Source organism: Roseateles sp. P5_D6, from assembly GCF_054049415.1.
This window is the reverse complement of record NZ_JBFUMK010000020.1, coordinates 109,731-133,310: the sequence shown is the minus strand read 5'-3', so window position 1 is coordinate 133,310 and position 23,580 is coordinate 109,731. Positions and strand designations below refer to the sequence as shown.

The 23,580-nt window shown below is 68.5% G+C and carries 20 protein-coding genes; 18 read left to right on the top strand and 2 right to left on the bottom strand.

Annotated elements, in window-relative coordinates:
* Positions 1-5: 5 nt before the first annotated feature.
* From rhaS to ACXJKM_RS23185, 4 genes are all read left to right on the top strand, one after another.
* Complete coding sequence (gene rhaS, locus ACXJKM_RS23200; protein ID WP_457355503.1) at positions 6-1,007, top strand: rhamnose ABC transporter substrate-binding protein; 1,002 nt, start codon at positions 6-8, stop codon at positions 1,005-1,007.
* 67 nt (positions 1,008-1,074) lie between these two features.
* Entirely contained in the window at positions 1,075-2,541 is a 1,467-nt protein-coding gene (locus tag ACXJKM_RS23195; RefSeq protein ID WP_457355501.1) for a sugar ABC transporter ATP-binding protein, read from the top strand.
* Between the two features lie 8 nt (positions 2,542-2,549).
* Complete coding sequence (locus tag ACXJKM_RS23190) at positions 2,550-3,512, top strand: ABC transporter permease (RefSeq protein WP_457355499.1); 963 nt, start codon at positions 2,550-2,552, stop codon at positions 3,510-3,512.
* Positions 3,509-4,471: an ABC transporter permease gene (locus ACXJKM_RS23185; RefSeq protein WP_457355498.1), complete on the top strand. Its 963-nt coding sequence runs from the start codon at positions 3,509-3,511 to the stop codon at positions 4,469-4,471. The genes ACXJKM_RS23190 and ACXJKM_RS23185 overlap by 4 nt, the downstream gene beginning before the upstream one ends.
* Here the strand turns inward: ACXJKM_RS23185 and sctR are convergent.
* Entirely contained in the window at positions 4,444-5,106 is a 663-nt protein-coding gene (gene sctR / locus ACXJKM_RS23180) for a type III secretion system export apparatus subunit SctR (protein ID WP_457355496.1), read from the bottom strand. The two genes, ACXJKM_RS23185 and sctR, sit on opposite strands and share 28 nt — an antisense overlap.
* A 2-nt stretch (positions 5,107-5,108) precedes the next feature.
* On the bottom strand, positions 5,109-6,188 hold the full coding sequence (sctQ, locus tag ACXJKM_RS23175; RefSeq protein WP_457355579.1) for a type III secretion system cytoplasmic ring protein SctQ: 1,080 nt from the start codon (positions 6,186-6,188) through the stop codon (positions 5,109-5,111).
* Between the two features lie 131 nt (positions 6,189-6,319).
* Between sctQ and sctV the strand changes: the two genes are divergently transcribed.
* From sctV to ACXJKM_RS23105, 14 genes are all read left to right on the top strand, one after another.
* Complete coding sequence (gene sctV, locus ACXJKM_RS23170; protein WP_457355494.1) at positions 6,320-8,434, top strand: type III secretion system export apparatus subunit SctV; 2,115 nt, start codon at positions 6,320-6,322, stop codon at positions 8,432-8,434.
* Between the two features lie 145 nt (positions 8,435-8,579).
* Positions 8,580-8,846 (top strand): type III secretion system export apparatus subunit SctS, encoded by a 267-nt coding sequence (gene sctS, locus ACXJKM_RS23165; protein ID WP_457355492.1) that lies wholly within the window; start codon positions 8,580-8,582, stop codon positions 8,844-8,846.
* Positions 8,846-10,570 carry a type III secretion system outer membrane ring subunit SctC gene (gene sctC, locus ACXJKM_RS23160; protein WP_457355490.1) on the top strand — a complete coding sequence of 575 codons (1,725 nt, stop codon included), beginning with the start codon at positions 8,846-8,848 and terminating at the stop codon, positions 10,568-10,570. The genes sctS and sctC overlap by 1 nt, the downstream gene beginning before the upstream one ends.
* A complete protein-coding gene (locus tag ACXJKM_RS23155; protein WP_457355488.1) occupies positions 10,567-11,700 on the top strand; it encodes an FHA domain-containing protein in 1,134 nt (377 codons plus the stop codon). Before sctC ends, ACXJKM_RS23155 begins: the two co-directional genes overlap by 4 nt.
* Positions 11,701-11,811: 111 nt before the next feature.
* Positions 11,812-12,006, top strand: coding sequence for a hypothetical protein (locus ACXJKM_RS23150; RefSeq protein ID WP_056193332.1), 195 nt, complete (start codon positions 11,812-11,814; stop codon positions 12,004-12,006).
* 102 nt (positions 12,007-12,108) lie between these two features.
* A complete protein-coding gene (locus tag ACXJKM_RS23145) occupies positions 12,109-12,498 on the top strand; it encodes a hypothetical protein (protein ID WP_457355486.1) in 390 nt (129 codons plus the stop codon).
* On the top strand, positions 12,491-13,261 hold the full coding sequence (gene sctJ / locus ACXJKM_RS23140) for a type III secretion system inner membrane ring lipoprotein SctJ (RefSeq protein WP_457355484.1): 771 nt from the start codon (positions 12,491-12,493) through the stop codon (positions 13,259-13,261). The genes ACXJKM_RS23145 and sctJ overlap by 8 nt, the downstream gene beginning before the upstream one ends.
* A complete protein-coding gene (locus tag ACXJKM_RS23135) occupies positions 13,261-13,962 on the top strand; it encodes a SctK family type III secretion system sorting platform protein (protein ID WP_457355482.1) in 702 nt (233 codons plus the stop codon). Before sctJ ends, ACXJKM_RS23135 begins: the two co-directional genes overlap by 1 nt.
* Positions 13,944-14,579, top strand: a complete 636-nt coding sequence (gene sctL / locus ACXJKM_RS23130; protein ID WP_457355480.1) for a type III secretion system stator protein SctL — start codon at positions 13,944-13,946, stop codon at positions 14,577-14,579. The genes ACXJKM_RS23135 and sctL overlap by 19 nt, the downstream gene beginning before the upstream one ends.
* On the top strand, positions 14,579-15,907 hold the full coding sequence (gene sctN, locus ACXJKM_RS23125) for a type III secretion system ATPase SctN (RefSeq protein ID WP_457355478.1): 1,329 nt from the start codon (positions 14,579-14,581) through the stop codon (positions 15,905-15,907). Before sctL ends, sctN begins: the two co-directional genes overlap by 1 nt.
* 1 nt (position 15,908) lies before the next feature.
* Complete coding sequence (locus tag ACXJKM_RS23120) at positions 15,909-16,394, top strand: serine kinase (protein WP_457355476.1); 486 nt, start codon at positions 15,909-15,911, stop codon at positions 16,392-16,394.
* The gene (sctT, locus tag ACXJKM_RS23115) at positions 16,394-17,182 is read left to right on the top strand and encodes a type III secretion system export apparatus subunit SctT (protein ID WP_457355474.1); all 789 of its coding nucleotides are present in this window, start codon (positions 16,394-16,396) and stop codon (positions 17,180-17,182) included. Before ACXJKM_RS23120 ends, sctT begins: the two co-directional genes overlap by 1 nt.
* Before the next feature lie 9 nt (positions 17,183-17,191).
* Positions 17,192-18,223: an EscU/YscU/HrcU family type III secretion system export apparatus switch protein gene (locus ACXJKM_RS23110; RefSeq protein ID WP_457355472.1), complete on the top strand. Its 1,032-nt coding sequence runs from the start codon at positions 17,192-17,194 to the stop codon at positions 18,221-18,223.
* A 359-nt stretch (positions 18,224-18,582) separates the two neighbouring features.
* A complete protein-coding gene (locus ACXJKM_RS23105; protein WP_457355470.1) occupies positions 18,583-23,544 on the top strand; it encodes a hypothetical protein in 4,962 nt (1,653 codons plus the stop codon).
* Positions 23,545-23,580: the final 36 nt, after the last annotated feature.

Sequence of the window (23,580 nt, the reverse complement as noted above, 5' to 3'; positions counted from 1 at the left end):
GCGCCATGACCCTAAGCCGCCGCACGCTGACGCTTGCCGTTTCCGCAGCCGCCTTCTGCCTTGCCGCACAGGGCGCGCTGGCCGCTGACAAGATCGCCCTTGTCGCCAAAAGCTCGGGCAACGGCTTCTTCATTGCCGCCCATCAGGGTGCGCAGGAAGCCGCCAAGGTGCTCGGCGGCGTGGAGATCGTGCTGGCCAGCCCCGCCAAGGCCACGGCCGAGGGGCAGATCGAGGTCATCAACACGCTGATTGCGCAGAACGTCAAGGCCATCGTGGTGTCTGCCAACGACCCCGACGCGCTGGTGCCGGTGCTCAAGAAGGCCATGGCGCGCGGCATCAAGGTGGTGTCCTTCGATTCGGCGGTGCGCAAGGATGGGCGGCTCGTGCATCTCGCGCCCTCGTCCAATGCGCTGATCGGCCAGAAGCTCGTGAGCCTCACGACCGACGCCATCGGCAGCAGCGGCGAGATCGCGGTGCTGTCGGCTACCGCGCAGGCCACCAACCAGAACCTCTGGATCGCCGAGATGAAGAAGGCGCTGGCCCAGCCCACGGCCAAGGGCCTGAAGCTGGTCAGCGTGGTCTATGGCGACGACCAGACCGACAAGAGCTATCGCGAGGCGCAGGGCTTGCTGAAGAGCTACCCCAACCTGAAGGCCATCGTCGCGCCGACGACGGTCGGCGTCGCGGCCGCCGCCAAGGCCGTACAGGACGAGAAGAGGGTGGGCCAGGTCTTCGTCACCGGCCTCGGCCTGCCATCGGAAATGGCCGGCCACGTTCGCAGCGGCGCGGTGAAGAGTTTTGCGATCTGGAACCCCATCGACCTGGGCTACTCGGCCATCTACATCGCCCACGGCCTGGTCACCGGCAAAGCGACAGCGACTGCGGGCGCCAAGATCAGCGTCGGCCGGGTCGGCACCGTCACGCTGGACGCGAATACCGAAGCAGTGATGGCCGAGCCGTTCACCTACGACGCCGGCAATGTCGACAAGTTCGCCAAGTTCTTCTGACCCGGCCGGGGTGCTCTGCCTGCGGGGCATCCACAAGCGCTTCGGGCCGACGCATGCATTGCGCGGCGTGGACCTCGAACTGAGGCCGGGCCAGGCGTTGGCCGTGATCGGCGAGAACGGCGCGGGCAAGTCGACGCTGGTCAAGATCCTCACTGGCGTGCATCAGCCCGACGACGGCGAGCTGTGGCTGGACGGTCAGCCACTGCACCTGCACGACACGCACGCGGCCCAGGCCGCCGGCATCGTCGCCGTGCACCAGGAAACGGTGATGTTCGACGAGCTGACGGCGGCCGAGAACATCTTCATCGGCCGTCAGCCCATGCGCGGGCCAGCGGCCTTGCGCGTCGTGGACTGGGCGACGATGAACCGCCTGGCCCAGCAGGTGCTGGACGAGGTGGGCGCGGGCTTTGACGCCACGACGCCGGTCCGGCAACTGAGCCTGGCGCAGCGGCACCTGATCGAGGTCGCGCGGGCCTTGTCGCACCAGGCCCGCGTCGTCATCCTGGACGAACCCACCGCCGCGCTGTCGCAGGCCGAGATCCGCGATTTCTACGGCCTCGTGCGCGGGCTGCTGGCTCGCGGCGTGGCGGTGCTGTTCATCTCGCACAAGTTCGATGAGCTGTTCGCCGTCTGCGACAACTACGTGGTGCTGCGGGATGGCGCCTCGGTCGGCAGTGGCCGCATGAAAGAGGCCAGCGAGCCGGAGCTGCTGCGCCTGATGGCCGGCCGCAGCATCGAGCAGGTGTACCCGCGCGTGGACACGCAACCCGGTGCGGTCGTGCTGGAGGCGCGCGATCTCAGCCACCCGACCGAATTCGACGGCATCAGCTTTGCGCTGCGGCGTGGCGAGATTTTGGGCTTCTACGGCCTGGTCGGCGCAGGGCGCAGCGAGATCATGATGGCGCTGATGGGCCTCAAGCCGCTCGCTCGCGGCAGCATCTTGATTGACAGCAAGGAGCAGCGCATCCGTGACGCGGCCGATGCCATCTCGCTGGGCCTGGCCTATGTGCCCGAGGAGCGCCAGCGCCAGGGCGGCATTCTCGATTTCTCGGTGCGGCACAACCTCAGCCTGGCCGCCTTGGCCGGGCCTCGTCACGCCGTGAAGGGCCAGGTCTCGCGCGGGCCCTGGCTGTCCGCCTTGCGCGAAAGCGCCTGGGCGCAGCGGCTGATCGAACGGCTGAACATCAAGACCGCCAGCCAGGACACGCCGCTGTCCGGCCTCTCCGGTGGCAACCAGCAGAAGGTCGTCATCGGCAAGTGGTTGGGGCTGGCCCCGCGCATCGTCATCCTGGACGAACCCACCAAGGGCATCGACGTCGGCGCCAAGCAGGCGGTTTATCAACTGGTCGCGGAGATGGTGGCGCAGGGGCTGGCGGTCATCCTGGTGTCGTCCGAACTGCCCGAGGTGATGCACCTGGCCCACCGCGTGGTCGTCATGAAGCGTGGCCGGCAAGTCGCCGAGTTCCGGCGTGGCGAGGTGGATGCAGAAACTGTCGTGGCTGCGGCTTCGGGCCTGAGCAGGAACGCCGCATGACGCGTCGCATGAATTGGCGCGATTTGGCGCTGGCCGCCGTCATCGTGGCCATCACCCTGGCGGTTGGCCTGCGATCTCCCGTGTTTCTCACGCCGCGCAATGCACTGGATATCGCCAACGATTCGGCCCTGCTGGCCATCCTCGTCATCGGCCAAATGCCGGTTCTGCTCACGCGCGGCATCGACTTGTCCGTGGCGTCCAACCTGGCCTTGACGGGCATGCTGGTGGCGCTGTTCGGCAAGCTCTTTCCGGGTGCCGGCGCGCCGGTGTTGATCCTGCTTGCGCTGGCGCTGGGCGCGGCGCAGGGCGCCCTCAATGGCTGGCTGATCACGCGCTTCGAGCTGCCGCCCATCGTCGTCACCTTGGGCACCATGTCGGTCTATCGCGGCGCCATCTTCCTGGTCAGCGGCGGCGCCTGGGTCAACGACCAGGACATCCATGCGTCCATCAAGGCCCTGCCTCGTTCGGAGCTGCTGGGCCTGCCGCTGCTGGTGTGGATTGCAGCCGCCGTCGCAGCGCTGGGATGGTGGTTGCTGCGCTGGCGACGGGAAGGCCGTGATCTCTACGCCTGCGGCGGCAACCCCGCTGCGGCGCGGATCGTGGGCATCCCGGTGTCGCAGCGCATTCGCATGGCCTACACCTTGTCGGGCGCTTGTGCCGGGCTTGCCGGCCTGCTCTGGGTCGGCCGCTATGCCATTGCTTTCACCGAACTGGCCGCCGGCTTCGAGCTGACCGTGATTGCGGCCTGCGTCATCGGCGGTGTCAGCATCGCGGGTGGCGTCGGCACGGTTGGCGGCGCGTTGCTGGGCGTGCTGTTCATCGGCGTCATCAATGCGGCCCTGCCGGTCATCCACGTCTCGCCGTTCTGGCAGCAGGCGATTGCCGGCGCTGTCATCCTGGTTTCGGTGATGCTGAACTCGCGAGCACAGCGCCGGTCGGGGCAGCAGATCCTGGAAAGGCGAGCGGCATGAAGGCCTGGGGTTCCTGGGAATGGGTGCTGACGGCGCTGATCGTCGCCGTCTACGTCGGCTTCGGCCTGTGCATCGACGGTTTTGCCTCGCCCTATGCGATCGCCGACAGCACGACCAATATGTCGGAAAAGGCCTTGATCGCGATGGCCATGGCTCTGCTGATCATTGCGGGCGAGATCGATCTCTCCATCGCCGCGACGATGGCGCTGTGCTCCCTGGCCATGGGCTACGCGATGCAGGCCGGCGCAGGCCCGGCCGGCATGATCGCCGCCGCTCTGGGTTGCGGCATCGTGTGTGGCGCATTCAACGGCTGGCTGGTCACGCGCTGGCAGCTGCCCTCCATCGTCGTCACCATCGGCACGCTGTCGCTCTACCGCGGCCTGGCCCTGGTGCTGCTGGGCGACCAGGCCATCACGGGCTACCCGGAATGGTTGAGCCAGTGGGGCAACGGTACGCTGGGGGATCTTGCGGGTTGGCCGTGGCTGATCGTGCCGATCGAGTTCGGCGTCATGCTGGCCGTGGCGGTGGTGTTCATCCTGCTGCAACACCGCACGGTCTATGGCCGCCGCATCTACGCCATTGGCGCCAACCCCGTGGCTGCGCGCTTCTCGGGCATCGCGGTGCAGCGCTACCGGCTGCTGCTGTTCACCGCTGCGGGACTGATGGCGGCGCTGGCGGCCGTGCAGCTGACCGGCCGCATTGGCAGCACGCGGCCCAACCTCGCGCTGGGCTGGGAGCTCGACGCCGTCACCATCGTCATCCTTGGCGGCGTGGCGATCCAAGGTGGCCGCGGCAGCATCGTGGGCGTGCTGCTGGCTGCGGTGCTGCTGGGCGGCTTCACCTTCGCACTCGGCATGCTGAACGTCTCCGGGATGGTGATGACGACAGTCGTTGGCGGATTGCTCATCTGCGTCATGGTGCTACCGCACGGCTATCGATACGAAAGCACCAGCCCGTGAATCAAGCGGGCCCACCCGTCGAGCATGACGAACAGCAGCAATTTGAACGGCAGCGAAATGGTGGTCGGCGAGATCATCGACATGCCCAGCGCCAGCAGCACCGTCGCCACGATCAGATCGACCACGACGAACACCAGGTAGAGCACAAAACCGATCTGGAATGCCCGGGTCAGCTCGCTGAGCGTGAAGCTGGGAACCATCACCAGAAAGTCGTCGGCCTGCAGCCTGTCGGCCTGCTCCTTGGGCCAGATGGCGGCGGCCGACTTCAGGAAGAACTGGCGTTCGCGCTCATGGGTGTGCTTTTGCAGGAAGGCCTTGAGCGGCGCCTTGCCGGCGTCCAGCACCATCACGACGTCAGTCCAGCCCTCGCTCCTGGCACCGGCCTGGCGGTGACGCAGCGCGTCGGCCACCTCCATGCCGACCGGCGCCATGATGTAGACCGACAGGATGATGGCGATGCCGTTGAGCACCATGTTCGGCGGCGTCTGCTGCAGGCCGAGCGCGGTGCGCAGCAGGCCAAAGACGATGACCAGCTTGGTGTAGCTGGTCACCATCATCGCGACGAAGGGCGCCACCCCGAAGGCGAGGATCAGCGCCACGAGCGTCATGGGCTCGGGCATGCCGGTGGTGTTCATCGTCAGGTCTTCAGCTCGGTCGGCGCGAATTCCGAGACGCGCACGCCCAGGCGTTCACCGACCGCCACCAGGAAGCCTTTGCCCAGCACGTTGCCATGGGCCAGGATGCGCACCGGGCTGCGGTTCAGCGGCTGTGTCAGATCGAACACGTGGCCGGGGCCGATATTCCGCAACTCGCCGAGTGACAGGCTCAGATGACCCACCTCGAAGCGCAGCGCCACTTCCAGCGCATCGAGTCGGTCCAGCGGCAGGCCCGTCGCGTCGTCGCCCTCAGTGGCGGGGGCAAGCTCATCTCGTTTCATCGAAGGGTTTCTCCATTGCGTGACGGTGATGCGCGAGCCCTCGGCACGCGCGATGAGTTGCCGGCCCGTAGGGCCACCCAGCTCGGCCTGCACGACCAGGCCCGTGCCGGCGGCGGTCCAGTGTTCGACGCTGACGATGTCGCCCGGCCGGATGCCGCGCACCTCGGCCAGGCTCAGCACGCTGTCGCCGATGCGGAATGCCAATGGCACACGCAGTCCGTCGAAGCTTTTGCTCATGGGGCCAGCTGAGGCAGCGGGCGGGGCGGGGACCAGCTTGTCGAGCGCCGAGGGGTCCTGGAACAGCACGAAGCCCTGCCAGGGCCAGGCCTGGCCATCGGTCGCCACGGTGAAGCAGGCGGCGGCCTCCAGTGGCGCCGGTGAGTCGGCCTCCTCATCAGGCTCACCCGGCGACCATTCGAAATGCAGACGCAGGGCCGCTTCCAGTGCGGTGGCCAACGGCTGCAGCGCATCGGCCAGCAGCACGTAGCGCAACTCGGCTGGCAGCAGGGCATGGCTGCGCTCCTGCAGCAGTGCGGCCTGCGCGGGGGAATCCAGCATCAGCCAGCCCGTGTGAGGGCCGAGGCGGAATCGATAACGGCCAAATCCAGTGAAATCCTGGATGCTGCCGAAATGCCACTGCAGGCGATGCCTCGCGCCCCGCAGCGTCAGCTCGATGGGCGGTGCGCGGCGGTCGTAGAGGCGGTTGAGAGCCAGGCAGGCGGGCGCCGGCAAGCGCGTCAACGCGCTCACTTCGCTCAGATCGATCACGGCGGTAGGCATCAGCACGCGGCGAGCGTAGCCATCCGCGGGGCTGGGAGGAACTACGTGAATTCGTAGCACCGCGAGCTGCGGCGAGGCGCTACGGGGACTCGTAGTGGTGCGTAAAAAAGTCACGCCATAGAGTGCTTCGCATGGCCGACCCCGCACCGAACGCACTGCAAAGACACCTGCCGCGACGCAGCGGCATGAAGGACCTGATCGCCAGCGCGGGCCGCCACAACGACCTCTTGCTGGCCGGCATGCTGGTGGCCATCGTCGCGCTGTTCGTGCTGCCGTTGCCGACGCCGCTGCTGGATTTTCTGATCGCAGCCAACTTGTCGATGAGCCTGACCCTGCTCATCGTGGCGATGTATGTGCCGTCGGCGCTGTCGCTGTCCACCTTCCCGTCGCTGCTGCTGTTCACGACGCTGTTCCGGCTGGCGCTGAACATCGCATCGACCAAGCTCATCCTGCTGCACGCCAATGCGGGTCACATCATCGACACCTTTGGCAAGCTGATCGTCGGCAACAACGTCGTGGTCGGCGGCGTGGTGTTCCTGATCATCGCCATCGTGCAGTTCATCGTCGTCGCCAAGGGCTCGGAGCGGGTGGCCGAGGTGGCGGCGCGCTTCGCACTGGACGCCATGCCCGGCAAGCAGATGAGCATCGACGCCGATGTGCGCGCCGGCGTGCTGTCGTCGGTGCAGGCGCAAAAGCGCCGCCAGCAGCTGGAGCAGGAATGCTCGCTGCACGGCGCGATGGACGGCGCGATGAAGTTCGTCAAGGGCGATGCCATCGCCGGCATCGTCATCGCGCTGGTCAACATCCTTGCGGGCCTGGCCATCGGCACGCTGATGCACGACATGAGCATCGGCGGCGCGCTGCAGCGCTACGCCATCCTCACGGTGGGCGACGGCATGGTGTCGCAGATCCCGTCGCTGCTGGTGTCCATCGCCTCGGGCGTGGTCATCACCCGCGTGTCGGCCGATGGCGAACCGCACGGGGGCCAGCTGGCCAACCAGATCAGCCGCCAGTTGATGGCCCATCCCCGTGCGTTGGTGATTGCTGGCCTGGCCACCGCCAGCTTCCTGCTGGTGCCCGGCTTTCCGAAGTGGGTCTTCGGCACGCTGGCGCTGGTGGTGCTGGGCGCCGGGCTGCTGACGCGCCGGTTGCTCGACAGCCGCCGCACGCCGGCCTGGATGTCCTATAGCGACGCGGACGACGATGGTGGCGAGGTGGTGCAGGGCGCCATCGCCGCACCGCTGGAGCTGCGCCTGTCCACTGGCCTGCGCGGGCGCCTGGACCGCCCCGCGCTGGACCTGCGCATGGCCGCGGCCAAGGCCCGCGTCGAGAGCGACCTGGGGCCGGTGTTCCCGCGCGTGCAGGTCGGCTGGGGCAGCGGCCTGGGCGAGAACCAGTACCAGGTGCTGGTGCAGGACGTGGTGGTCTCGCAAGGCACGCTGCGGCCGGGCAGCTGGCTGCTCGACGCGGCCGAGGCCGCCACGCCGCCGGCGGGTGCCGAGGTGGCGGAGCCCTTCGGTCCTTTCTCGCGGGTCGTATGGGTCGATGCCGCACCGACAGCGGTCCGTGCCTGGACCTGCGAAGACGTGCTGGGCCTGCATGTGGACCATGCAGTGCGTCGCCACATCGCCCAGCTGATCGGCCTGCAGGAGGTGCAGCGTCTGCTGCACGCGGCACAGCGCGAGGTGCCCGAGCTGGCGGCGGAAGTGGCACGCGCCGTCCCGCTGCAGCGCCTGGCCGAGGTGCTGCGCCGGCTGCTGCAGGAGAACGTGCCCATCCGCAACCTGCACGCCATCTTCGAGAGCCTGGCGATCTGGGCGCCCACCGAGCCCGACGTCGTGGCGTTGACGGAGCTGGTGCGCATCGATCTCGGCCGCTTCATCACCAGCCGCCATGTCGGCGCGCGGCGCGAGTTGCACGCCATCCTGTTCGAGTCCAGCCTGATCGACCGCGTGCAGGCCGCCGTCGAGCGCTCGCCGCGCGGCAACCTGCTGCTGCTCGATCCCGCGGTGGCGCAGGACGTGCGCGAACAGGTGCGCCGCATCCTCGGTGGCGCCCAGCAGCGCGTGGTGGCCATCGTGTCGTCCGACACGCGGCGCTACATCAAGACGCTGATCGAGCCGGTGGCGCCCCAGCTGGCGGTGCTGTCCTACCAGGAGGTCGACGAGGACGTCGCGCTGCAGCCGGTCGGCTGGGTCAGCAACCCGCAGCCGCAGGCCTTCACCCCGATCGCGGAGGCGGCATGAACGCCGCGCCGGGCCGCCCCAAGCAAGTTCGCTCCCGCTCGGCGGGAGTGAGCCCGGACTTGGGATGCCCGATGGGCATTCCAAGCCTGGCGAACGCCTGGCCGATGCAGCGGCCAGGCAAGGCCGCAGGCCGAAGGGTGCACCAATGACCCCTCAGAGCATCCTCGACATCACGCGCGAAGGACTGCTGATCGTGCTGATGGTCTCGCTGCCCATGGTGCTGGTGTCCACGCTGACCTCGCTGGTCGTGGCCGTGCTGCAGGCGGTCACGCAGATCCAGGACCAGAGCATCGGCCAGTCGGTGCGCCTGATTGCGGTGCTGATCGCCCTCGTGGTGACGGCCGGCTGGCTCGGCCGCGATGTGCTGCGCTTCGCCGAGCGCGCTTTCCAAACCCTGACTTCGCTGAGCTGATGCTGCGCTTCGTCTACCTCCTGTTTTGCGCCGGCCTGGTCGCGGCATTGCTGGCCAGCCCCGCCAGGGCGGCCGACCTGCCGCGCAACGGCCGGCCCTTCCGCATGGAAGCCAACGAGAAGCCGGTAGGCGACTTCCTGCGCGAGCTGGCGGCGTCGCAGGGCGTCACGGCGGTCATCGACGGCAAGGTCGGCGGCACCATCAGCGGCCGCTTCGCCATCACCGGCAGCCAGCCCGGTGCGGTGCAGATGGTGCTGAGCAATATCTGCGCGGCCAACGGGCTGACCTGGTATTACGACGGCGCCTTCCTGTTCGTCGATCCGGCCGCCGACACGCGCAGCGAGGTGTTCACCATCGCCGGCAAGAACGCGCAGCGCATCGCCGACACGCTGGCCCGGCTCAAGATCGCCGACGCCCGCTATCCGCTGCAGATCAGCGAGGCGGATGGCAACGTCTACGTCTCCGGTCCCAAGCGCTATGTGGAGCTGGTGCGCCAGACCGTGCGGCTGATCGACCAGCGCGCGGCGCGCGACGACCGTGCCGAGGTGCAGGTGTTCCCGTTGCGCTATGCGTGGGCCGCCGATTTCAAGATCAACCGCGCCGGCAAGCAGGTGTCCATTCCTGGCGTGGCGACCGTGCTGCGCAATCTGTATGGCCGCACCGGGGCGGCGCGCGGAGCGGCACCCTCGGCCGTGACCGGGCCGGTGCGGCGCACCAAGCTCGGCGTCAGCGCCGACGCCGGCGTGGCCAAGCTGTCCAGCGAGGGCAGCGGTGCCGCCGAGGACGAGAGTGACGGCGGCGGCCCCGAGTTCTCCAGCGGCGAACTGCCGCAGTTCCAGCCCGACACGCGACTCAATGCGGTGCTGGTGCGCGACACGCCCGAGCGCATGGCACGCTACGAGAAGCTGATCCAGACCATGGACGTGCGGCCGCGCCTGATCGAGATCGAGGTCACGATCATGGACATCAGCACCAACACGCTGGACAGCCTGGGCGTGGACTGGCGGCTGCATGCCCGCCACGGCGACCTGCAGATCGGCCGCGGCAACCTGCCGCCGCTGACCTTCGGCAACGCCAACTCCGAGGCCGGCCAGGTCGTCACCGTCAACCCGCAGGGCAACCCCAGCACGCCGCTGGGCGCGCTGTTCACCGCCTCCATCGGCAACGACCTGCGCAACTACCTGCTGACCCGCGTCAGCGCGCTGGCCCAGAAGGGCAATGCCAACTTCATCGCGCGGCCCAAGGTCCTGACGCTGGACAACAACGAGGCGGTGCTGGAGAACCTCAGCGAGTTCTATGTGCGGGTCGACGGCTTCCAGGATTCGAGCCTTTACAGCGTCACGGCCGGCACCGCGGTGCGCGTGACTCCCTTGATCGTCGACGACAAGGAAGGCCGCGGCGTGCTGATGTCCATCGACATCGAGGATGGCGACGTCAGCAGCACCACCGTCGACCGCATCCCGGTCGTGCGGCGGCGCACCGTCAACACCCAGGCACTGGTGGACGAAGGCACGAGCCTGCTGATCGCCGGCTACACCTCCGAGGAGAAGGCCAACGCGACCTCGGGCGTGCCGCTGCTGTCCAGCATCCCGGTGCTGGGCAAGCTGTTCCAGTACAGCGAGAAGAAGCAGAACAACATGGAGCGCTTCTACCTGCTGACGCCGCGCCTCGTCACGCCCGGCAGCAAGCCGCCGCTGCCGGTGCAACAGGAGCCCACGCAATGAACGCGCGGGCCCACACCACCACCACGGCCGCCGTGCCGGGCTGGTGCCTGCGCTTTCTCAGTGGCGCGGTCAAGGGCCGCACCATCGCGCTCAAGCCGGGCGTCAACACGCTGGGCGCTTCGGGTGAGTGCGAGGTCATGCTGCCCGGCAGCGACGTGCTGCCACGCCACCTGGTGTTCACGGTGGGCGAACTGGCGATGTCGCTGCAGAAGGTCGGCGCGGCCGCCGTGAGGCTCAACGGCCAGGACGTGCAGGCCCAGCGCAAGGGCGTGGTGGCAGGCGACGTGGTGTCGGTCGGCAGCATCGACTTCCAGGTCGACCGCAGCTATCCCGCGCCCGAGCACGACGACCCGGCGTCCGAGTGGGCCGAAAGCATCATGCCCGGCGACGCGCCTCCGGCCGCTCTGCTCCAAGCGCCCGCGCGCCGTGGCTCGCCCTGGCTGAGCGTGGCGGTGGTGGTGCTGGCGGTCGGCGGGGCGGCCGGCGTGCTGGCCTGGGCCGGCAGTGCGGGCAGTTCGACCCGAGCCGCCACGGTCGACCTGGCCGAGGTGGAGAAGGCCCTGAAACCCTTCCCCGAGGTCGAAGTGGTCGCGGTGGCTGGTGGCCGCTTCAACGTGCGCGGCTACGTCGAGTCGCGCCAGCGCAAGCAGGCGTTGGCCGAGGCGATGGCGCCTTTCGGCCGGCAGGTCAGCACCAGCGTGCACGCGGCCGAGGACATCGTCGAGCAGGCGCGCCGCTACGTGAGCGACCCCGGCATCTCGATGAGCTACGCGGGCCAGGGCCGGCTGGTGGTGGCCGGCGCTACCGAGGACGAATCAGTGCGCCAGAAGATCCGTCGCCTGGCCGACGACCTGCATCCCGCGGTGCTGGTGTCCGACCAGGTGAAGCTGCGGCCGCGGCCCCAGGTCGACCGCGCGGGCGAGCAGCAGCGCGCGCAGTGGGACGCGTGGCAGAACGTGCTGCCGTCGCGCATGGTCAGCATCACGCAGGACGCCAGTGGCATGAGCTACATCCAGCTCGCCAATGGCAACCGCTACTACGAGGGGGCGGTGCTCAAGTCGGGCGCCGAACTCAAGCGCATCGAGGCCGATGGCCTGGTGGTGTCACCAGGCAGGGAGGGCGCGCGATGAGCACCAAGGGATTTCGCACCGGAGGCCTGGCCTTCGTGCGGAATGCCCCCGTCCACGAGGGCGGGGGCGATTTTTGTCATGTCATCAACCTTTGACGTTAGGAGTCAAACCATGGCCGTAGCCGCACCCGAGTCCGGACTGGACAGCAAGGCAATCCTGGAACAGAACAAGCAGCTGACCATCTTCAGCACCGTGACGTCGCAGAGCGCCCAGCGCACCGCGGCCATCACGTCGGCCAACGCCCAGCAGACCAACACGGTCCTGCAGGCGGCCAGCGACGTTCGCCAGCAGTCGCAGAAGGTCTGACCTTCCGCTTGTCGCCGCCCCGGCGCCGGGGCGGCATTTCATCTCTGCCCCGGCGCCGGGGCGGCACTTCTTCTTCATCCCTTTCACCCCAGCGAGGTCATCATGGTCCAACCCGTTGATGCCATGGCCGTTGCGGTCCAGTCCAGCGCCACGGCGCCGGCCGCGATCGATCCGGCCGAAGCCCAGCATTTCGCCGGCTACATGGTCCGCCCCCAGGCCGGCGGCACCGGCTCGCTGCAATCGCTGTCCAGCGCTGCCGACCAGTTCTTCGGCCAGCGCCCCGGGGCCAGCGAGCTGATAGCCCACCGCATGGTGCCGGCGGCCGACCTGGGCGATCCGCAGACCGCCGCCGTCGAATTCGGTCGCGCGCAGATGGAGATCGTCAGGTTCAGCAACGACTCCATGACCTACTTCAGCAAGATGCATATGTGCACGGCCCTGGCCAGCGCCTGCAGCAACCAGTTCAACTCGTTGCTGAAGAACAATGGCTAGGCAACTCTGCACCGCCGCGGCCCTGGTCGTGTGCCTCGCCCTTGCCGCCTGCAAGGTCGACCTCTATTCCAACCTCAACGAGCGCGAGGCCAACGAGATGCTGGCCGCGCTGACCTCGGAGAGCATCCCCGCCGAGAAGGAGGCGGCCGAGGGCGGCCTCTGGCAGCTCAAGGTCGAGGAAAGCCGCCTGCCCGCGGCCCTGGACGTGCTGCGCTCGCAGGGGCTGCCGCACGACCGCTACGCCAGCATTGGCGACGTCTTCCAGAAGCAGGGCCTGGTGTCCACGCCGTCGGAAGAGCGCATGCGCTATATCTATGCGGTTTCGCAGGAACTGTCGCAGACGCTGCGCACCATCGACGGCGTGGTGGCCGCGCGCGTGCATGTGGTGATCCCGGCCAACGACCCGCTGAGCGACAAGCTCAAGCCTTCGTCGGCAGCGGTCTTCATCAAATACCGCCCCGACGTGGACCTGCGGCTGCTGGCGCCCACCGTCAAGGACATGGTGGCGCACAGCATCGAGGGCTTGTCCCACGACCAGGTTTCGCTGTCGCTGGTGGAGGCCCGGCGTGCAAGCGGCGTGGCGGCGGTCGCCGATCTGCCAGTGCGCTACGAAGTGGCCGGCCTGTCGCTCGACCGCACGGTGATCACGCTCGGCGTGCTGCTGCTGGCCGCGGTGGCCTGCCTGATCGCGCTGCCCGGTTTGCTGCGCCGCCAGGGTCTTGACTGGCGCACCTGGGCGCGGCGCCAACTGTTGAAGCGCTGATGCGAACCGTACAGCCCCCCGTCGAAGCGGCACCGCCGGCATCCGAGCATGGCCCGTTGGACATGCTGCGCATGGCGTTGCGCCAGGGTCTGCACCCTGAGGACGGCTTGCACCCCAGCTGGCTGCCACCGGACTGGCCAGTGCGCCACCGCAGGACTGCACACCTCGGGCCCGCGGGTCGCGCGGTGCTGGGCCAACTGCTGCGCGCCYGCGGCCTGGCCGACGAGGGACTGGACCTGCAGTTCGACTCCCAGCTCAAGCGCGTGGACCTGATGGATGCCGCCTCGCTGCGGCTGCTCGCCATCTACTGTGGCTTTGCGGCGCACAAGCCGCTGTTCGGTCTGCGGGGTGGCCTGGGCAGCCAGGTACGGCGGCAGGCGCTGCGCGTGGCCGACGACGCGGTCGACTTCGTGCTCGACCGCGTGCCCCAGCTCACCCACATCCGCGTCGACATGCAGCGGCTGCAGCAACACCCGCACGCGGCCGGCCATGTGATGGTGCAGCGCGGCTACCGACTGCTGACGGGCGCGCTGCTGCCCGAGGGGCCCGCGGTGCTGCAGCGCATCCGGCTCAAGTTGCCGCAGCGCGTGAGCCTTTTGCGCGTGCCACCGCTGCAGCCGCGCCAGTTCGAACAACTCAGGGAGCTGATGCTGCTGTGCATCGTCCCGGAAAGACTGCCGCAATGGGACTGGCTTTTCTGATCACGACCGACAACCTGCAGCTGCTCAGCGAGCGCAAGGTGCTGAAGGAGGCCGAGTACGCCGCGCTGCTGGACGCCTCGGCGGTGGTGGAGGCCGCGCGTCAGGAGGCGCGCCGCATCGAGCAGCAGGCCCGGCAGCAGGCCGAGGACAGCCGCCGCCAGGGTCACGAGCAGGGGCTGGAGGCCGCGCGGGCCGAGTACGCCCAGCAGCTGGTGGGCGAGGCCCTGGCCGCGCAGCGCCAGCTGCAGGCACTGCGCGCGGCGATGGCGCAGATCGTCGCCCAGGCCGTGCGGCAGTTCCTGAGCGAGGCCGATCCGGCGGCGCTGCTGGAGACTGCGCTGCGCCGCGTCGACACCCTGGTACGCCACGAGCCCTTCGTCATGCTGCGCGTGGCGCCTGCGCAGGAGGAGCACGTGCGCACGGCGCTGCGGCAGATCGGCGGCGAGCTGCCCTGGGCCCACGCGCTGGCCGTGGTGGCCGACCCGGCCCTGCCGGCCCAGGCCTGCGTGCTGCAGACGCCCTCGGGCACGCTGCAGATTGGTGTTGACGCGCAGCTCGAAGCCTTTCGAGCCGCGGTGGAGCGCAGCGGGTTGCTGCAGCCAGCGGAGCAGGGCTGATGGACGAGCTGGCCACGCAAAGCATCGTCGACGACCTGTCGCGCGCCTTCGGCCACCTGCCCACCGTGGGCGTGCGCGGCCGCGTCAGCAAGGCGGTGGGCATGCTGATCGATGCCACGGGCATCCAGGCCCATGTGGGCGAACTCTGCGAGCTGCGCACGCCGGGCGAGCCGCCGCTGCTGGCGGAGGTGGTGGGCTTCCAGAAGCAGGTGGCCATCCTGACGCCGCTGGGGCCGACCACCGGCATCTCCGCGTTGACCGAGGTGGTGCCTTCAGGCCGTGGCCATGTCTGCCCCGTCGGGCCCGGGCTGCTCGGGCGGGTGCTCGACGCCATGGGTGAGCCGATGGACGGCAAGGGCCCGCTGAAGGCGCTGGCGCGCATGCCGGTGCAGCGTCAACCGGTGAATCCGCTGGCGCGCCGCATGGTGGCCGAGCCGCTGGTCACAGGCATCCGTGCCATCGACGGCCTGCTGACGCTCGGCGAGGGCCAGCGCGTGGGCGTGTTCTCGCCGCCCGGCGTGGGCAAGAGCACGCTGCTGGGCATGCTGGCACGCGGCTCCACGGCTGACGTCAACGTGGTGGCGCTGATCGGCGAGCGCGGCCGGGAAGTGAAGGAGTTCATCGAGCGCAGCTTGGGCGCCGAAGGCATGGCCCGCACGGTGATGGTGGTCTCCACCTCCGACCGGCCGCCGATGGAGCGCATCAAGTCGGCCTATGTGGCCACCACCATCGCCGAGCATTTCCGCGACCAGGGGCAGAAGGTGCTGCTGCTGGTGGACTCGCTGACGCGCTTTGCGCGCGCCCAGCGCGAGATCGGCCTGGCCAGCGGCGAGCCGCCGACGCGTCGCAGCTACCCGCCGTCGATCTTCTCCATGCTGCCGCAATTGCTGGAGCGCGCGGGGCAGGGCGAGCGAGGCTCCATCACTGCGGTGTATTCGGTACTGACCGAGGGCGAGGACGACAGCGACCCCATCGCCGAGGAGGTGCGCTCCATCTTGGACGGTCACATCGTGCTGTCGCGCAAGCTCGCCGCGGCCAACCACTACCCCGCCATCGATGTGCTGGCCAGCGTCAGCCGCGTGATGTCGGCCGTGGCGTCGCCCGAGCATGCGCAGGCGGCCGGGCGCCTGCGCTCCCTGATGGCCAAGTACCAGGAGCTGGAGCTGCTGATCCAGATCGGCGAGTACCGCCAGGGCGCCGAAGCGCTGGCCGACCTGGCGGTGCAACGCCGGGCTGCGACGCAGCAGTTCCTCGCGCAGAAGCCCGGCGACCGCCAAGCCTTCGAGCAGACACTGGCGGCGCTGCGGCGGCTCGCCGAGGGCGTGTGACATGGCCATCGCCTGGAAGCTGCTGGCCGATGTGCGCGAGCGCCACCAGCGCAGCGCACTGCAGGTGGTGGGGCGTGACCAGCGGGCGCTGCAGGCCTGCGAGGCGCAGGCGCTTGAGGCCGAGCAGCAATGGCTGCAGCAGCACCAGGCCAAGGCGCAGCACTGGCAGTCCACCGTGGCGGCCGTGGGCGAGGGCGGCTGCAGCGTGGCGCAGATGCGCCAGGCGGGAGCCTGGAGCCGTGCGCTCGATGGACGCATCGTGACGGCCGGCGCGGCCGCAGTGCAGGCGCAGGTCGTGGTGGCGCAGGCTGCAGGGCTGCTCGACGCGAGCCGCGCGCAGCTGCGCCGCGCCAGCGCCGAGCTGGAGAAGGCCAGGCAGATGCAGCAGCGCGCCTTGGCCGAGCAACGTGCGCAGCAGGAGCGCCGGCAGGACGAGGCGACCGAGGAAGCCTCGGTGCAGATGTGGTCGGCGGCGCGGCGGGCCTGATGGACGAGTCCGCCTTCCTCCATCCCGAGCAGCTGCTCGCTTCCATCGCGCTGACGATGCCGCGGCTGTTCGCCGTGTTCGCGGTCACGCCCTTCCTGTCGCCCCATGTCATTACCGGCATGTCGCGCAACTCGCTGATGCTGATGCTGGCGCTGTTCATGTCGCCGCTGGCGGGCGACATGCCGGCGCTGTCGGTGACGATGTGGGTCGCCATCGCCGCCAAGGAGGCGCTGATCGGCGTGATGCTGGGCCTGGGCTTCGGCATCTTCTTCTGGGCCATCCAGAGCGTGGGCGACCTGATCGACTTCCAGACCGGCAGCGGCAACGCCGCCTTCTTCGACCCCGTGGCAGGGCATGACAACGGCCCCACCGGCGAATTCCTCGGCTGGGTCGTTATCAACCTGTTCGTGTCGGCCGGCGGCATGCTGGCGCTGGTGGGTGCGGTGGTGGACTCCTACCGGCTGTGGCCGGTGGCCGATTTCTTTCCGGACCTGAGCCGCGTGATCGAGGCCTTCGCCATCCGCCAGGGCGACACCCTCTTCACCTGGATCGTCAAGCTGGCCGCGCCGGTCATCCTGGTGCTGATGCTGGTGGAGCTGGGCGCCGGCCTGCTGCAGCGCGTGGCACCGCAGCTCAACGTGTTCCAGAGCACACAGTCGCTCAAGGGCCTGCTGGCCGCGCTGATGATGATGCTGTTCATGTACGTGCTGTGGGATTCCCTGCAGCAGTTCCTGCGGCCCGACAACGGCGTGCTCGAATTCCTGCGCTCTTCCATGAGGCCAAGGTGAGGCCCCGCAGTGGCTGAGAAGGATCAGGCTCCGACGTCCAAGAAGCTGCGCGACGCACGCAAGCGGGGCGAGGTGGTGTTCAGCCACGACGTGGCGTCCAGCGCCGTCTTCCTGTTCGCCGTGCTGGCCTTGTGGCTGGCCGGCGCCACGATCTTCGGCCTGTGGCGCGAGTTGTGGCTGCACGCCACCAGCGAGCGCCTGTTCATCGCACCGGACGACGGCGTGCCGGCGCTGCTGCTGCACGCCGGGCGCGTGCTGGTGGCCACCATGCTGGGCCTGGGCGCGATGGCGGCGGCGGGCGGCTTCGTCGGCTCATTCGCGCAGGTGGGCGGGCTGCTGGCCTGGGAGCGCATCAAGCCCGACGTCAACCGGCTCAACCCGGCGCAGGGTTTCCAGAAGATCTTCTCGACGCGCAACCTCATCAACCTGCTGAAGATGATGGTCAAGACGGCGCTGCTCGCGTCGGTGATGTGGCTGGTGATCCGCGGTTGCCTCGATACCGCGCTGAAGCTCGGCTATGCGACGCCGTCGGCCGCGATGAGCGTCGGCGCCAGCCTCGTGCTGCAGAGCTTCGCCTGGGCGGGGCTCGTCTATGCGCTGATGGCGGGCGTGGACTACGCGCACACGCGCTACGAGTTCATCAAGGGCCTGCGCATGTCCATCGACGAGGTGAGGCGCGAGCACAAGGACGCCGAGGGCGATCCGCTGAACCGCTCGCGCCGCCGCAGCGCCCACTTCGAGGCGGTGTACGCCAGCCTGGCAGACCGCGTGCGCATGGCCTCGGCCGTCATCCATTCGCAGCGCGTGGCGGTGGCCCTGCAGTACCTCGGCGAGCACGACCTGCCGCGCGTGCTGGTGCGCGGCGAGGCCGAGCTGGCCGCACAGATCCGCCGCGTGGCCAGCGAGGCGCTGATTCCGATGGCCTTCGACCCGCAACTGGCCGAGCTGCTGTACGACGAGGTGCCGCAGGACCAGCCGATTCCGCGCTCGCTGTATGCGCCGGTGGCCCGGCTGCTGCAGTGGGCCCAGGGGGATAACTAGGGCCTGTTAACGCTATGGCAATGGGTCGCGTTGTCGCCAAAAAGGGCGCAAAGCGGAGCCGGGTTGGGCACCCGGCGAGCATTGGCAACGCCGCACGCGGCCTTTTTGGCGACAACCCTTCGGGAAGGCCCGCCACAAGGGGCCACTCTGCGTTGCATCGCTTGCCGGCACACGAGTGCGGACGGCGCGCCGCGCCTTGATTGGCCCCTTGTGGCGGGCCTTCGCGGCCCATTGCCATAGCGTTAACAGGCCCGCGCTACGTGGACTCGTAGTTGCGAGGGCGACACCCCTGCAACTACTGTTGATCGCCGGGCAGGAATGCACATCAGGCCCATCCGCCATAGACAAGGAGAGAGTGAATGCTTGACGCCGTAGGGTCCAGTTCTTTCGTCGGCCGGGACGACGCCGCACAGGCCGAAGAAGCGCGTCGCCGTGCCGAGGAGGCCGCACGCCGCGCCGCCGAGGAAGCGCGTCGGCGCGCCGAGGAAGCCCGTCGCCGCGCCGAAGAAGCCAAGCGCCAGGCCGAAGCCGCGCGCAAGGCCGCGGAGGAAGCCGAGGCCAAGGCGCAGCAGACCCAGGCCCAGCAGGACAAGGACAAGGCCGCCGAGGCCAAGGCCGACCTCAAGGCCAAGCGGGCCGATGCGCTCAAGGCCGAAGCCCAGGCCGTGTTCAAGGAGAAGGAACACGGCCTCGCCAAGGCCAGGCTGAAGGATGCGCAGGACAACCGCGCGCCGGCCGCGCCGTCGGCCGCCACCCAGGATGCGCAGAAGCAGGTCGACAAGGCGCGGGCGACCTACGCCTTCTACGATCCATTGGCAGCCGCGCCCCTATTCAACAGCGGTTCGCCCTTCGTCAACGGCCTGGGGCCGCTGCGCGCCACGCCTCCGCTCGGTGGCAACAACCCGCTGTCGCCCGGGCTGGGGCCCTTGCAGCCAAAGCCACCCCTGGGCGGCAATCCGCCACCGTTCCTGCAGCCCATGCAGGGCGTGCCCGTCGCCAAGCATGACGTCGACGGCTATGCCCAGCAGATCCAGGACGTCTACGCCCAGTCGGGCGCCGCCACCGCTGCCCAACAGCTCGCGCAGGCGATGGGCGACACGAGCCTGAGCCCCGAGCAGCGCAAGCAGCTGATGGCCAAGGCCCAGCCGGTGGTCAGCAAGCTTGCCGAGACGGCGGGCCAGGAGGCGCGCCACACCGACCTGCCGGCCGACGGCCAGGCCGGCAAGACCACGGGCATCGACGACAAGGCGGAGTACCACGCGTTGGTCGACGACCTGGCCACGGCGGCCGATGCCGCTGGCGACCCGGCGCAGGCGCGGCAACTCGCGCGCACGTTGCTGGATCACCTCGCCGCACCAGCCAAGCCAGGCGGTGGTGCCGACGGGCTCGACCTGTTCGGCGATGCCCTGCGCGCGCACAACGTCGGCAAGGGAGCGCTGCACGACGCGGTGCTGTTTGCCTTGCAATCGCCGCAGAACGCGCCGGCGGGCTCGGTGCTGGCGGCATCGCCCGACACGCTCGCGTCCACGGTGCGGCTGATCGCTGGCGTGCCGGAGCCGGCGGGCGTGGCAGGTGCGTCGCCCACCGACCTGGCGGCGATGAAGACCTACACGGACGACGAGATCGACCTGTCCCACGAGCTGCTGCTGGACGCGCGCAAGAAGGAAGCGGAACTCGCCAAGTACAAGCCCGGCAGCGAGGACTACGAGAAGGCGGCCCAGGCCTACCGCAGCGCCGCCAACCTGACGATCCGGGAACGCGCCAAGAGCGAGCAGGCCATCGCGGCGGAGCTGCGCCAGACCTACAAGGCCGACGCGAAGAACGCGGTGGCCACCGAGGATGCGGCGCACGAGATCGCCAAGCGCTTCCGCGACGACCCCGAGGCGCAGATGGTGGTCGACGCTGCATTGAAGACGGTCAAGACCGAGAACGCCCAGCAGCGCGACACCGGCAACAAGCTCTACGAGTTCCACCGCGCGACCGACCAGGTCACGACGCTGCAGGCGCAGCTCAACGCGACCGGCCACACCGACGAGGGCGCCTACAAGACGGCCCTGGCTGACTACGAGACCAAGCGCAATGCCGTGATGGAGGCCTTGGGCCACGAGATCTCGTTGGCCACGGCCGGGGAGCCGGACGGCGCCGCGCGCGACAAGGCGATCGACGATGCCGCGATGGGCCTGGTCGACCGCTACCTGGGTGACGAAGACCTGACCCGCATGGCCGCAGCGGCGCGCATCATCAGCCACACCGAGAGCGCCAGCGGCACGACCAACCAGATGCTCGCCCTCGGCAAGGCGATGCCGGCCGACACCAGCCTGCAGATCCGCGAGCTGGTGATGTCGGACCCGGGCGTGAAGAAGCTCGTCGACAGCTATGTGAACGAATCGGCCCAGGCCGTCACCGACGCCTACGACAAGGGCGTCAAGGACTACAAGGACGAGTACGGGGACACCTACCGGCGGGACAAGAACTATGCGGCGCCCGCCACGGCGGCCACGCGCAAGTTGATGGAGCTGACCGACCCGGCCAAGCATCCCGAACTCACGCCCGAGATCACGGCGCGCATCGTCAACAAGCTCTTCGGTCCGGACGGGAACGGCACCCTGGACAAGGTGATCGACGACGTCTCGCTGCATGGCGACCACTCCGCGGAGCTGATGACGATCGACGGCACGCCTGAGGGTTTCAAGTCCTTCCGCGGCATGGACAACGACATGCTGATGGGCTACGGCCTGAAGGACTTCGACGAGATCATCGGCGGCGTCAGCATGGTCATCGACCGCGCCGCGGCCGGCTCGCATCCGACTGGCAACAGCGCGGACGGCAAGCCGGTGATGGCCTGGGAATCGAGCGAGGTTCAGAAGGCGGTCGAATCCGCGGGGCAGTCCTTCACGATGAACATCGTCGAGAACTGGGGGCCGCAGCAGGGGCGTCTCAATGGCGGCTTCCAGCGCGCCATCGCCAACGGTTCAGGGGCGACGCTGGCTCTGGAGACGGCCAGGCAGGAAAAGGACTTCCAGTTCAAGATGGATTGGGGCCCGGCCGGCGGGCATGAGGTCGACCTCGCGAAGGAAACCCTGCAAAGCACCGCCAAGGGGCTGGACGACCTGAAGAAGAACTCGCGCCAGCTGTTCGAAGACAAGCACAAGGACATGGCCGCGCTTGAAGTGCCGCAGCTGCGCTTCGGCAAACTGATGACCGAGGAGCAGCAGCAGAAGGCGCTGCAGGCCGTGATCAAGCAGCACCCCGACTTCGCCAAGGCCTTCGAGGACGGCAAGCGCACCTTGGACGCGCGCGGCTACCAGCTGCTGCGCGACACCGAGATGGTCACCTTCTATGGCCAGGACGACAGGCTGGGCAAGCAGGACGGCTACAGCCAGGTGGACGACAAGCGCAAGGCGCTGCTGGACGACGACTACACCAAGACCATGCTGATGGGCAGCGATGCCGCCTCGACCCGCATCAAGGAGCAGGCGGTGCATTCGTCGCTGAACTGGATGCGCGACGCCGGCATCACACCGCCTGCGGCTGCAGGGGTGGTGCCGGTGAACCTGTACCTGCAGTGGACCGGCGACTTCGCCGAGAACGCCATCGAGAACAACAAGCTCAAGGGGGTCTACGGTGCTGGCTATGGGCGGCTGGGCAACCATGGCCCGGCGGCGGCGGCGAGCTGGGGCGCAGTGGGCGTCACGCAGCTGTGGTTCACGGACTACCTCTATCACAACCTCAAGTTCGACTCGAGCGAGTCCTGGCGCAAGCCGGTGCTGCTGGGGCTGGTGGGGGGCTTCGCGGGCATCAAGGTGCTCGAGGCCGGCGCCGCGCTGGCGCACAAGGGCGCGCAGGCATTGCCGCCGAGCATGCAGAGGGTTCTCAACGACACCAGGGGCCTGCCGAGCCTCAGCACGATCGAGCGCGGCAGCGAGTTCACCCGCACCGCCGAATGGAAGTCCATCGGCTTCTTCGGCCTGTTGCATGCCGACGCTGCGGTGTGGGACGCGAGCCGGGTGAACAGCGAGATCAACAACTTCGTCGACGGCAAGCCGGTGGACCAGCGCAACTTCTGGACCGCCACCGTCAACCTGTCCAACGACGTCGCGATCTCGACGCTCGAGTTCAAGGGGGCCTGGAACCTGCTGAAGGACCCGCTGGTCACCACCGAGGAAGCCAAGCGGATCGCCGCACAGGGTGGCGCGGCTGTGACGCGCGATGGGCCGATCAAGGCGGCGCAACTGGCCATCGAGGGCGCCGTCAACAAGTACGCGCTCGGCCGTTTCGGCTTGAAGGCGGTGATGACGCCGGCGAACATCTACGAGGCTGTCGGCAAGTTCATGGCCAAGAAGCTCCCCTTCATGGAGGCCGGCCCTGCAGGCTGGCTGGCCACCATGGCCTGGACGGCGACCGACCTGGTCAACTGGTACGGCAATGAGCAGAAGATCCACAAGCAGCTGGAATCGGTGGATCGAGACTTCCTCTCCGCCGCCGGCATGTCGCCCGGCGCTGCTGACAATCTTGCCGACCGCGACCTGCTGAAGGCCAACTTCAACCGTTGGCTCAGCGGCGAGTCGCTGGCCGAGGGGCTGCTGGATGCCTACAGCGATGCCAAGGGCGACCCCGACAAGTTCGTGGACTGGGTCAACGAGCTGCAGCGCACGGGTCGGCTGGAGCAGGTACGCCAGGCGTCCGAATACGACACCGACAAGCAGGCGCCGGAGCACTACGAGGCCTTCCTGGCCCTGCCCGAGGACCCGACCAAGGTGGACCTGTCCTATTCGAGCGTGGCCTACAACGGCAGCAAGAAGCGCTTCGAGGACCCGATGACGCAGACCTACTACCGCGGTGGCAGCTGGGTCTACGACAAGGACATCGCGGCCGCACCCGGCGCCGCCAAGGTCAACGATCCCAACAAGGCGCACTACTTCATCGACTACAACCCGAAGTCGCGCGAGATCCATTGCATGGCCGACGTCAACATCCGGCTGTCTGCCCGTGGGGGTGAGGGCTTGAAGAACTGGCTGCAGGCGCATGGCATGGCGCCGCCGCCCCTGCCCAAGCCCGACGCCATGCCGCCCACGCCGGTGGATACGTCGAAGACCGCACGCGGCAACACCTACACCGTGAAGGCGGACGAGAGCGTCTGGAGCATCGCCGGCAATGATCCCAAGGTCGTGGAGTGGATCTATGGCCACAACCTGTGGCTCAACGACCGCATGGAAAGCGACAAGCGCCCCATCAACGCGCGCGGCGGCCAGAACCCCAACTACATCGAAGTGGGCGATGTGCTGGTGCTTCCCGATGGGTATCACGCACCGAAGGCGTGATGTGCGTCCGTGCCGCTTCGGCACAGCGTTGCGCCA

Excerpts from the sequence above, each read along its gene's own strand:
- rhaS (WP_457355503.1), top strand. The coding sequence starts at position 6 with ATGACCCTAAGCCGCCGCACGCTGACGCTTGCCGTTTCCGCAGCCGCC.
- ACXJKM_RS23190 (WP_457355499.1), top strand. The coding sequence starts at position 2,550 with ATGAATTGGCGCGATTTGGCGCTGGCCGCCGTCATCGTGGCCATCACC.
- ACXJKM_RS23185 (WP_457355498.1), top strand. The coding sequence starts at position 3,509 with ATGAAGGCCTGGGGTTCCTGGGAATGGGTGCTGACGGCGCTGATCGTC.
- sctR (WP_457355496.1), bottom strand. The coding sequence starts at position 5,106 with ATGAACACCACCGGCATGCCCGAGCCCATGACGCTCGTGGCGCTGATC.
- sctQ (WP_457355579.1), bottom strand. The coding sequence starts at position 6,188 with ATGCCTACCGCCGTGATCGATCTGAGCGAAGTGAGCGCGTTGACGCGC.
- sctV (WP_457355494.1), top strand. The coding sequence starts at position 6,320 with ATGGCCGACCCCGCACCGAACGCACTGCAAAGACACCTGCCGCGACGC.
- sctS (WP_457355492.1), top strand. The coding sequence starts at position 8,580 with ATGACCCCTCAGAGCATCCTCGACATCACGCGCGAAGGACTGCTGATC.
- sctC (WP_457355490.1), top strand. The coding sequence starts at position 8,846 with ATGCTGCGCTTCGTCTACCTCCTGTTTTGCGCCGGCCTGGTCGCGGCA.
- ACXJKM_RS23155 (WP_457355488.1), top strand. The coding sequence starts at position 10,567 with ATGAACGCGCGGGCCCACACCACCACCACGGCCGCCGTGCCGGGCTGG.
- ACXJKM_RS23150 (WP_056193332.1), top strand. The coding sequence starts at position 11,812 with ATGGCCGTAGCCGCACCCGAGTCCGGACTGGACAGCAAGGCAATCCTG.
- ACXJKM_RS23145 (WP_457355486.1), top strand. The coding sequence starts at position 12,109 with ATGGTCCAACCCGTTGATGCCATGGCCGTTGCGGTCCAGTCCAGCGCC.
- sctJ (WP_457355484.1), top strand. The coding sequence starts at position 12,491 with ATGGCTAGGCAACTCTGCACCGCCGCGGCCCTGGTCGTGTGCCTCGCC.
- sctL (WP_457355480.1), top strand. The coding sequence starts at position 13,944 with ATGGGACTGGCTTTTCTGATCACGACCGACAACCTGCAGCTGCTCAGC.
- sctN (WP_457355478.1), top strand. The coding sequence starts at position 14,579 with ATGGACGAGCTGGCCACGCAAAGCATCGTCGACGACCTGTCGCGCGCC.
- ACXJKM_RS23120 (WP_457355476.1), top strand. The coding sequence starts at position 15,909 with ATGGCCATCGCCTGGAAGCTGCTGGCCGATGTGCGCGAGCGCCACCAG.
- sctT (WP_457355474.1), top strand. The coding sequence starts at position 16,394 with ATGGACGAGTCCGCCTTCCTCCATCCCGAGCAGCTGCTCGCTTCCATC.
- ACXJKM_RS23105 (WP_457355470.1), top strand. The coding sequence starts at position 18,583 with ATGCTTGACGCCGTAGGGTCCAGTTCTTTCGTCGGCCGGGACGACGCC.